The sequence below is a fragment of the Collinsella aerofaciens genome, assembly GCF_040920445.1.
In the GTDB taxonomy this organism is placed as follows: Bacteria; Actinomycetota; Coriobacteriia; order Coriobacteriales; family Coriobacteriaceae; genus Collinsella; species Collinsella aerofaciens_BH.
The window spans coordinates 1-10,167 of the sequence record NZ_JBCOTQ010000067.1; the positions used below are offsets into that span (position 1 = coordinate 1).

General features: G+C 60.4%; 6 protein-coding genes. All 6 read left to right on the forward strand.

Annotated elements, in window-relative coordinates; translation table 11 throughout:
- On the forward strand, positions 1–1,930 hold a 1,930-nt coding region (locus tag AB5405_RS08940; RefSeq protein WP_368138243.1), incomplete at its 5' end, for a YhgE/Pip family protein.
- Between the two features lie 201 nt (positions 1,931–2,131).
- Positions 2,132–3,115, forward strand: coding sequence for a DMT family transporter (locus AB5405_RS08945; protein ID WP_117770437.1), 984 nt, complete (start codon positions 2,132–2,134; stop codon positions 3,113–3,115).
- Between the two features lie 115 nt (positions 3,116–3,230).
- On the forward strand, positions 3,231–4,523 hold the full coding sequence (locus AB5405_RS08950; RefSeq protein WP_368138244.1) for a M20 family metallopeptidase: 1,293 nt from the start codon (positions 3,231–3,233) through the stop codon (positions 4,521–4,523).
- A 51-nt stretch (positions 4,524–4,574) separates the two neighbouring features.
- A complete protein-coding gene (locus AB5405_RS08955) occupies positions 4,575–4,757 on the forward strand; it encodes a hypothetical protein (RefSeq protein ID WP_368138245.1) in 183 nt (60 codons plus the stop codon).
- 304 nt (positions 4,758–5,061) lie between these two features.
- Complete coding sequence (hisS, locus tag AB5405_RS08960; RefSeq protein WP_368138246.1) at positions 5,062–6,375, forward strand: histidine--tRNA ligase; 1,314 nt, start codon at positions 5,062–5,064, stop codon at positions 6,373–6,375.
- A gap of 258 nt (positions 6,376–6,633) precedes the next feature.
- Positions 6,634–9,447 carry a phosphoenolpyruvate carboxylase gene (locus tag AB5405_RS08965; RefSeq protein ID WP_438265712.1) on the forward strand — a complete coding sequence of 938 codons (2,814 nt, stop codon included), beginning with the start codon at positions 6,634–6,636 and terminating at the stop codon, positions 9,445–9,447.
- Positions 9,448–10,167 lie beyond the last annotated feature (720 nt).

A 10,167-nucleotide genomic window follows, 5' to 3' on the forward strand; every position in this document is an offset into this window, starting at 1 on the left:
GAGCTTCGATTGGGTTGTGCTCAACAATCGCGAAAAGGCTATCGAGGGCGTTAAGTCGGGCGCGTACTATGCTGCCGTCGTTATCCCCAAAACGTTTAGCGCTGACATGATGACGCTTTTCTCGACCGACGTGAAGCATGCCGATATCGAGTTCTACGAGAATCAGAAGGCCAACGCCATTGCGCAGATCGTGACCGAGAAGGGTTCGAGCGCCGTCCAGAGCCAGGTTAACAAAACTTTTACCGAGACCATTACGACGATCGGTCTTAAGACGGTGTCCAGCCTGCTCGATTACATGAGCACCGACCAGGTGGGTAACTTTATCGCCAACCTGTCCTCGACGCTCGGCGATTCGATTGAGGACCTGCGAGACGTTCGGGCAAATGCTTCGTCGCTGGCGGGCATTTTGAGCTCCACGTCCGATTCGCTGACGTCGGCGAGCGGCATGCTCAAGCAGACGGGCACGGTCGATGAGTCAACGAAGCAGCTGATGGAGCATGTCAAGAGCGGTATTAGCGATTCCAAGGAAGCGCTGAAGGACGCCAACGACGCCATCAATGCCGCGATTGACGGAAGCGCGGGCTCGTTTGACAACGTGTCCGCCGAGCTTGCGAAGGCATTTGATGCCGCGAATCAACATGTCGACCTTACAGTGTCCCAGCTCAACGATGCCGCGGCAGCGCTCAACACGCGTGCCGACGATATCGACGCCACGGCCGACCAGCTCCGCAGCTTTGCCGATCAGGTGACTGACGAAAAACTCCAGGACAGCCTCAAGTCTGTGGCAACATCGCTGAGCAGGATTGCTGTGGAGTATCGCAACAACGCCAAGGACTTGACGGCCACCGCGAAGTCTCTCTCTGACAGCATGGCAGAGGTTAATAAGTCGCGTGCCGAGGTCGATCAGGCAATCGCGGATGCCAAGGCTGGTATCTCGGGCGCCAAGACTGACTACGACTCTACGTTTTCGGCCAAGGCAAAGGAGCTCAAGAAGACCATCTCGGGCGTTTTGGATTCGCTGAACGGTATTTCGAACGATCTGGATAGTGCTGTTGCTGGCCTGACCGACGCATCCGGTTCGCTGGCAAAGGGCCTCTCCAAGGCTGCAAAGCTGGTCAACAAGGCTTCTGATCAGCTGGGCGAGGCGTCGGACAAGATCAGTGCGTTTAAGGACGAGCTCGACGGCGCCTTGATGTCGGATGACCTCGCTACGATCAAGACGATGATCGGCAATGATCCCGAGGGTCTGGCCGTGTCGCTTTCCGGCCCCGTCGCGCTCGATCGCAAGCCGGTCTATCCGATCCGCAACTACGGTTCGGCCATGGCACCGTTCTACACGATTCTGTCGCTCTGGGTGGGCTCGATTGTGCTGGCGGCCATGATGAAGGTCTCGGTTGACGATGAGCTTATCAACGAGCTCATCCCCGTGCGCCTGCACGAGATCTACCTGGGCCGCTACCTGTTCTTTGGCGGTCTGGCTCTACTGCAGGCAACGCTCGTATGCGCGGGCGACATCCTGTTCTTTGGCATCCAGTGCGACAACCCACTGCAGTTTGTGCTGGCGGGCTGGGTCGCGAGTCTCGTGTTCTCCAATATCGTCTACACGCTTACGGTGTCGTTTGGCGATATCGGCAAGGCTTTGGCCGTCGTGCTGCTGGTCATGCAGGTCGGCGGTTCGGGCGGCACGTTCCCCATCGAGATGACCGGCCCCGTGTTCCAGGCGATCTATCCGTTCCTGCCGTTCACCCACGGCATCAACGCCATGCATGCCGCCATGGCCGGTGCGTACCACATGGAGTACTGGATTGAGCTAGGCATTCTGGCGAGCTATCTGATTCCGTCGCTGGCACTGGGCGTCGTCTTCCGCCGCCCGGTCATCAAAGCCAACGACTGGATCATCGAAAAACTGGAGTCAACCAAATTGATTTAATGCAGCAACGTAAACGCCGTCGGAACATCGAGATCTTCCAACCCGATGCTTTAGCGTAGTGAATTGCACGGGCTGCTTGGTTGTTGCTACAGTAGCGGGGCGTGCCGGGGGTCCGGTGCGCCCTGTTTTTATTTGACCATGAGGCGGCACGCAGCCATACGCGTGCGGACACCACGCCCAGATTGAGTGCGAGGATGCCCTATGGCCCAGCATGCCACTGACAATATCGAAATGATGCCCGATAGCCCTGTTGCTCGCGAGGACCTGGGCGCGGGCGGCACCTCCCGCGGCGCCGGCGCTCGCTCGCCGCTGTTCTGGAAAGTCCTGCTGCTTTCGGTGGCAGTCGTCTGGGGCTACTCCTTTACGACCATGAAGGACGCGCTCGACACCATTCCGGTGTTCGAACTGCTCTACGTGCGCTTTCTGCCTGCGGCGTTGGTCATGTTTTTCATCTTCCACAAGCGCATCATCGCGCACCTCAACGCCCGCAACCTTATCGTCGGACTTGGCATGGGCGCACTTATGTGGGCCGCCTACGCCCTGCAGACAGTCGGTCTGGCGCACACCACGGCGGGCAAGAATGCTTTTTTGACGGGCACGTATTGCATCGTTGTGCCGTTCGCGAGCTATTTTCTGAGCGGCGAAAAACTCACCCGCTATAACCTGGGCGCGGCGCTGCTGTGCTTGGCGGGCATTGGCTTGGTGGCGCTCGATAGCGTTGAATTCAACATCGGTGATGTCATTACGCTGGCGGGTGCGGTCTTTTTCGCCATCCAGATGGCGGTGACTGCCAAGTACGGTCGCAAAATGGACATCAACGTCATCACGTTTTGGATGTTTGTGGGCAACGGCGTGCTGAGCCTGGCAACGTCGCTGCTATTCGAGACCCAAGCGCCTCTGTCCGTGTGGACGCCGAGCTTTATCAGCGCGATGGCGTTTCTCTCGGTTGGTTGCACATGCGCGGCTCTGCTCATCCAAAACGTCGGCTTGGCGCATGTCTCGGCCTCGACGGGCTCACTGCTCCTTTCGATGGAGTCGCCTTCGGGCGTGCTGTTCTCGGTGCTGCTGATGGGGGAGGCGCTCACCTCGCGCCTGCTCGCCGGCTTCGCGCTCATCTTTCTTTCGATTATCTTGAGCGAGACGCATTTCGATTTCTTGCGCCGAAAATCACACCCGCAATTGTAAACAACTTGTTGCGCCGCCCTCCCAGGGCGGCATTTTTATGTCATGCCCTTACAGTTGTACCTTGCACTTTACGCTATCAAAGTGCGTGCTGCAAAAACGTTACTGGAGGGCTTCTATGGCATCAGCTCTGTCCGATTTTCAACCGCAACCAGCGCCCCAGGCCACCGCGGCGGCGCAGGCCGCTATCGGTGACGGTCTTGTCGCAGAAGCTCAGGCTTTTGCAGACGAGCTCGCTGCATGGCGACACGATCTACACCAGATGCCCGAGCTGGGTAACAATCTTCCGCAGACGTCTGCCTATATCCAGGCACGTCTGGACGAGATGGACATCCCCCATACCACGCTAGTCGACGGTTCCTGCGTCGTTGGCCTGATCGGTGCCGGTGCGGCCGCTCAGGGCAATGGCACGTGCAAGGACGAGCAGGCCGGAACGGTCGTCATGCTCCGAGGCGATATGGATGCCCTTCCCGTTGTCGAGGAATCCGGCGAGCCCTTTGCATCCACCAATGGCTGCATGCATGCTTGCGGTCACGATATGCACGCGACGGCCCTGCTTGGTGCGGCGCGCCTGCTCAAGGCCCGCGAGGCCGAGCTTGTGGAGGCCAACGCTACCGTCAAGTTGCTGTTCCAGCCGGGCGAGGAGACCTTTGAGGGAGCACGCGCTGCCATCGCCGACGGCTTGCTCGAGAACCCGCGCCCTCAGGCGGCCTTTGCCATGCATGTCAACAGCCAGTCGCCGCTTGGCCTGGTGCTCTACGGCAGCCCGGCGCTCTCGGGTGTGTACGGTTTCCGCATCACGCTCCAGGGCAAGGGCGGCCACGGTTCCAGCCCCGAGATCTGCATCGACCCCATCACGGCCGGCATCCACGTGCACCTGGCGCTCCAGGAGCTTATCTCCCGCGAGGTGCCGGCGGCCAAGGAAGTCGCACTTACCGTTGGTAAGTTCGCCGGCGGCTTGGCGGCCAACGTCATCCCCGACACCTGCGTGCTCGAGGGAACGCTGCGCGGCTTTGATGTTGAGCTCATGGCTCACCTAAAGACCCGCATCGCGGAGGTCGTTAACGGCGTTGCTACGACCTATCGTACGCCGGCGACCATCGAGACGCTTTCGGATGTTCCGCCGCTTGTACTCGACAGCGATATGACTCAGGCGTCGCTTGGCTACGTGGGCGCAGTGCTGCCCAAGACGGCTTTCTTGCCGCTTTTCCATGCCATGGCGAGTGAGGACTTCGCGCTTATCTCGAGCAAGATCCCAAGTGCGTACTTTACCGTGGGCGCGGCCGTAACCGACACGGACGAACACTTTGCCCAGCACCATCCCAAGGCACGTTTTAACGATGCCGAGCTTCCTCTCGGCGCCGCGGCCTATACCGCCGTCGCTTTGGGCTATATCGCCGACCACCGGTAGCACCCAACCTTGCCTTTCAAGCCTGCGGGTATGGCCATAAGGCCTATGTCCTTGTCTTTCAAGGCAATCTTGGGCACTACCGGCGCCATCGTCTCGGGCGTGCTGTTTGATGCCACGGGCTCCTTTGCGAGCACCTGGATTGTGTGCCTGGCGTGCTCCGTGGTCATGCTCGTGTTCCTGCTGGCATCCGAGCCCATCGCCGCCAAGCTGCGCACGAGCGTGGCGGGGGAGTAGACGCCCGTCGCTCTTTTCTGTTCGCCCCGTTCTGTCCGTGGCCGCCCTGGAAGCCGAATGGATGCTCGTACCATCATTCGGTTTCCAAGGCGGCCACGGGCCTACGAAATGATCCGTTTTCCTCCGTCCTCAACAGATCACGTGATTCGAAAGAGACGGAGGAAAACGGATCCCAAACAGCGGCGGTGCGTCTGGCCGAACGAGCCCCCATACCCTCGTTCGGTCAGACGCGCCGCCGCGTTTTGTTTTTGTGCCGTATAATGACCACTACCTATGACGCGATACAAAAGAAAGGTGTTTGCCCATGCAGGCACAGAAGGCGGAGGGAACCCGCGACCTTATCGGCGCCGAGATGCGCGCCTGGCAGAAGATGCAGCAGATTGCGGCCGGCGTATTCGAGCCGTTTGGCTTTAAGCCCATCGAGACGCCCGCGATCGAGCAGGTGGACGTGTTTGTCCACGGTATCGGCCAGTCGACCGACGTCGTGCGCAAGGAGATGTTCCGCGTGTTTAGCGGCGCCAACCTGGAGCGCGTCTTTACCGAGGGTACTGATACCAAGCTCAAGCCCAAGCAGCGCTTGGCGCTTCGCCCCGAGGGCACGGCCGGTGTGGTGCGCGCCGTCGTGGAGAACAACCTGGTGCCCCAGGGCTCCACGCCGTTTAAGGCCTATTACGCCGAGGCCATGTTCCGTGGCGAGCGTCCCCAGAAGGGTCGCCTGCGCCAGTTCCACCAGGTGGGCATCGAATGGCTCGGCGCTCCCGATCCGGCGGCAGACGCCGAGTGCATCATTATGCTCATGGAGTTCTACAAGCGCCTGGGCTTCGATCTTTCCAAGCTTCGTCTGCTTATTAACTCAATGGGCGATGCGCAGTGCCGTCCGGCATACCGCGAGCAGGTCAAGCAGTTTATCCTCGATCACGCCGACGAGATGTGCGACGAGTGCCGCGAGCGCGCCGAGCTCAACCCGCTGCGCGCCTTCGACTGCAAGAACGACCATTGCCGCGAGATCATGGCCGACGCCCCGCTGATGGGCGACAACCTGTGCGACGAGTGCCGCGAGCACTACGAGCAGGTCAAGCGCTATTTGGATGCGGCGGGTATCGAGTATGTCGAGGATCCCACCTTGGTGCGCGGCCTGGACTACTACACCCGTACTGTCTTTGAGGTCGAAGCCCCCGGCGCCGGTGTCGGCTCCATCGGTGGCGGCGGCCGCTACGATGGGCTCGTTGAGCTCGAGGGCGGCAAGCCCACGGCAGGCGTCGGCTTCGCTGTCGGTTTTGAGCGCGCCCTGCTGGCCCTGCAGGCCTTTGGCAGCGACCTGGGTGCCGAGGAGGCCCCGTGCGTCTACGTCGCCAACGCCGGCAAGGAGTTGCGCCAGAGTGTCTTCGCCATTACGCAGGAGCTTCGCGCCGCAGGTATCGTGACCGAGGCGGACTATCAGGGTCGTTCGCTCAAGGCTCAATTTAAGCAGGCCGACAAGGTGGGCGCTAAGCTCATCCTGGTCCTGGGTGGCGACGAACTTGCCGCCGGCAAGGTTAAGGTGCGCGACATGCAGAGTCACGACGAAGTTCTCGTCGATCTGGCCAACGTGGTCGAGGCGGTTCGCGAGCGCCTGTAGCGCATGATTTTTGAGCTGTGGACTCGCTAAAACGCTCAGCTCATTGCGAGCGATTGTTACGGGGGTGTTTCGCTTTTATGCGGAATGCCCCCGTTTACGTATGCCGCCCACCGAGAAATACGACCATTTAGGGCAAAAACCTTTGCAATGCAGAAAATACTTTTGTGTGGTAAAGCGCAATCAGTGTCGAAAGTATTTCTCAAGCGCCTATAATGAATACCGCATGTTACGTGCATAGAAGGAGGAATGGGAGGAAACGTGGCTGAGAACCTAAGCAACCAGTCTGTACCCGAAGCCGCGGCGCGCGTCGCTGCCGTGGTCAACCGCCTCGTTAACCGAATCGGCTCGAATGCCGAGTCCAGGGAGCGTCTCGCCGAGATCGAGATCCCCGAGGAGCTGCGCGACAATCTGGCGCTGTTCCTGCGCCTGGAGCGCCGTGTGCTTAGCGAGTATGATCCCGAGATCGCGGACCTGTTCGACAAGATTTTGACAGCCGAGATTGTGGTCAATGCCGGCAACCCCGGTACCTGCGCTGCCGACGAAGCCGTCGACGAGCAGGGCGTGCCCACCGCCGACGAGCCCACTGCCGTGGCATTTCGTGAGGTCGTCGATTTGATCGACAGCCTGCCGCTCGATAAGCAGCAGGTCATCGTTCGCGCCTTTACGAGCTTCTTCCACCTGGCAAACCTGTCGGAGGAGAACTACCGTGTGGCGCAGCTGCGCGAGCGCGAGGCCGGTGCGTCGACCGATACCGAGGTCGATCCTGCCAACGAGCTTACCGTTGCCTATCACCAGCTGGTGAATGAGCTGGGTGTCGAGGGTGCCAACGAGCTGCTCGACAAGCTCGAGTTCCACCCTGTCTTTACCGCACATCCCACCGAGGCCCGTCGTAAGGCCGTCGAGGGCAAGATCCGCCGTATCTCCAACCTGCTGGAGGAGCGTCCGCGTCTGGGCGGCTCCGACCTGGTGGAGAACGAGCGCCATATGCTGCAGGAGATCGACGCCCTGGTGCGTACGAGTCCCATCGCGCTCAAGAAGCCCACGCCGGTCGAGGAAGCCGATACCATCATCGACATCTTCGATAACACGCTGTTCGACGTTATCCCCGTTATCTATCGTCGTTTTGACGATTGGGTGCTGGGCGACAAGGCCGGTACTGTGCCGCCGCTGTGCCCGGCGTTCTTCCATCCCGGCAGCTGGATCGGTTCCGACCGCGACGGTAACCCCAACGTCACCGCCAAGGTGAGCCGTGAGGTCGCCGCCAAGTACTTTACGCACATGGTGCTCAAGCTCGAGGACAAGTGCCGCCACATCGGCCGCAACCTCACGCTCGAGGCTACCTACAGCAAGCCGTCGGCCGAGCTCATTAACCTGTGGAACCATCAGGTCGAGATGAGCCCTCGTTACACGGCCCGCGCCGAGCTGATCTCCGAGCACGAGCCGCATCGCGCCGTCATGCTCGTCATGGCCGACCGCCTGAACGCCACCGTCCGTCGTATCACCGACACCATGTACCACAGCGCCGACGAGTTCCTGGATGACTTGCGCGTCGTCCAGCGTTCGCTTGCTGCCTGCGGTGCCGTCCGTGCCGCCTACGGTCCGGTCCAAACCATCATCTGGCAGGTCGAGTCCTTCGGCTTCCATATGGTCGAGATGGAGTTCCGTCAGCACTCCGTGGTGCACGCCCGCGCCCTCAAGGATATCCACGAGAACGGTATCCATGGCGACCTGCAGCCCATGACGCGCGAGGTCATCGATACCTTCCGCGCTATCGGTTCCATCCAAAAGCGCTACGGCAAGAAGATGGCGCACCGCTACATCATCTCGTTCACCAAGAGCGCCCAGCATGTGGCTGACGTCTTTGAGCTGGCCCACCTGTCCTTTGCGCACGAGGAGGATGTCCCCGAGCTCGACGTGATCCCGCTGTTCGAGCAGCTCGAGGACCTCGAGGGCTGCGTTGACGTGCTCGACCAGATGCTTACGCTGCCCGTGGTGCAGAAGCGCCTTGCCCAGACCAACCGCCGCATGGAGGTTATGCTGGGCTACTCCGATTCCTCCAAGGACGCCGGTCCTACCACGGCCATGCTCGCGCTGCACTCCGCGCAGGAGCGCATCGCCAAGTGGGCCGAGAAGAACAATATCGACCTGGTGCTCATGCACGGTCGCGGCGGTGCCGTGGGCCGTGGCGGCGGCCCGGCCAACAAGGCCGTGCTGGCGCAGCCCAAGGGTTCGGTCAACTGCTTCTTTAAGCTCACCGAGCAGGGCGAGGTCATCTTTGCCCGTTACGGCAACCGCACGCTGGCTCAGCGCCATGTTGAGTCCGTTGCCGCCGCAACGCTTTTGCAGTCGGCCCCGAGTGTCGAGAAGACCAACACCGAGACCACGCAGAAGTTCTGGGGTATGGCCGAGAAGCTCAACACCGCAAGCCACGAGCGCTATCTGGACCTGCTGAACACCGAGGACTTTACACCGTGGTTCTCGACCGTGACGCCGCTGACCGAGGTCGGTCTGCTGCCGATCGGCTCGCGTCCCGCCAAGCGCGGCTTGGGTGCCAAGTCGCTCGACGACCTGCGTACCATTCCGTGGATCTTCAGCTGGAGCCAGGCGCGCATTAACCTGGCCGCTTGGTACGGCCTGGGCACCGCCTGCGAGCAGCTTGGCGATCTTGACCAGCTCAAGGCTGCCTACCAGGAGTGGCCGTTCTTCCGCACCTTTATCGACAACATCGAGATGTCGATTGCTAAGACCGATCAGCGCATCGCCAAGATGTATCTGCATCTGGGCGACCGTGATGATCTGTCCAAGAAGGTCTTTACCGAGATGCAGCTCACCCGTAAGTGGGTCCTTGCCATCGTCGGTGATGAGTGGCCGCTGCAGCGCCGCCGCGTGCTCGGCTGTGCTGTTCGCGTGCGTAACCCCTACGTCGACGCCCTGTCCATCGCCCAGGTCCGCGCCCTTCGCGAGGTGCGTATGAACCAGGACGAGATGGCCGAGGAGAAGAAGGCCGAGTACATGAGCCTGATTCTTTCGACTGTGACCGGCGTCTCGGCAGGTTTGCAGAACACGGGGTAATCGATAGCCCTGTAGTCGTCCGGGCCCGCCATTAGTTTACTTTTAGGCACACTCCGCAGGACGCAAGAAGCCCTCGCCGCACGAAGTGCGCAGCGAGGGCTTCTTGCATGTCCGAGGACGTGCCTAAAAGTAAACTAATGGCGGGCCCTGCGATGTCCGGTCTTCAGTGGATTACTGCTGGGGGAATTAATGGCGCGCTTCGCGCGTTTGGAAAGGGCTTCGTGCTGCGGAATGCATTCAGAGTGAAACCCGTCGGGTCCCTTTGTCCTCGGTCTTCAGGGATTGGGGCTGAAGGGATTAAAGTGCGCTTCTCGTCCAATGCGGAGTGCGGCGAGGGCTTCTTGCGTCCTGCGGAGTGTGCCTAAAAGTAGACTAATGGCGGGCCCTGCGATGTCCGGTCTTCGGCGGATCAGCCGCTGGGTGAGGGTGGTGCTTGGGGCGACGTGCAAAAAACGGAGTTTTCAGCAGCCAAAGATTGATGCATAAGGCCATAGCCGGCTTTCGCTGCCTTTGTTGATGCTTTTGCACGACGATTGGGCTTTGGCGACGATCATATATGGCTGGTTTCTCGCCGCATGCTATCCAGATGGGTCGAGTCATGAGGACTATCTACCTTTTGAAAGATTTTTGGCACCAAAATCTTAGGCTCTGTTAGACCAGGATTGACATGCCGACCTGCCGGCTAACTCGCCGTCTCCCCGTCGGGCGCCGGCGTCTTGA

Bases quoted from the DNA above. Each gene is read 5' to 3' on its own strand.
- AB5405_RS08945 (WP_117770437.1), top strand. From the start codon at position 2,132: ATGGCCCAGCATGCCACTGACAATATCGAAATGATGCCCGATAGCCCT.
- AB5405_RS08950 (WP_368138244.1), top strand. From the start codon at position 3,231: ATGGCATCAGCTCTGTCCGATTTTCAACCGCAACCAGCGCCCCAGGCC.
- hisS (WP_368138246.1), top strand. From the start codon at position 5,062: ATGCAGGCACAGAAGGCGGAGGGAACCCGCGACCTTATCGGCGCCGAG.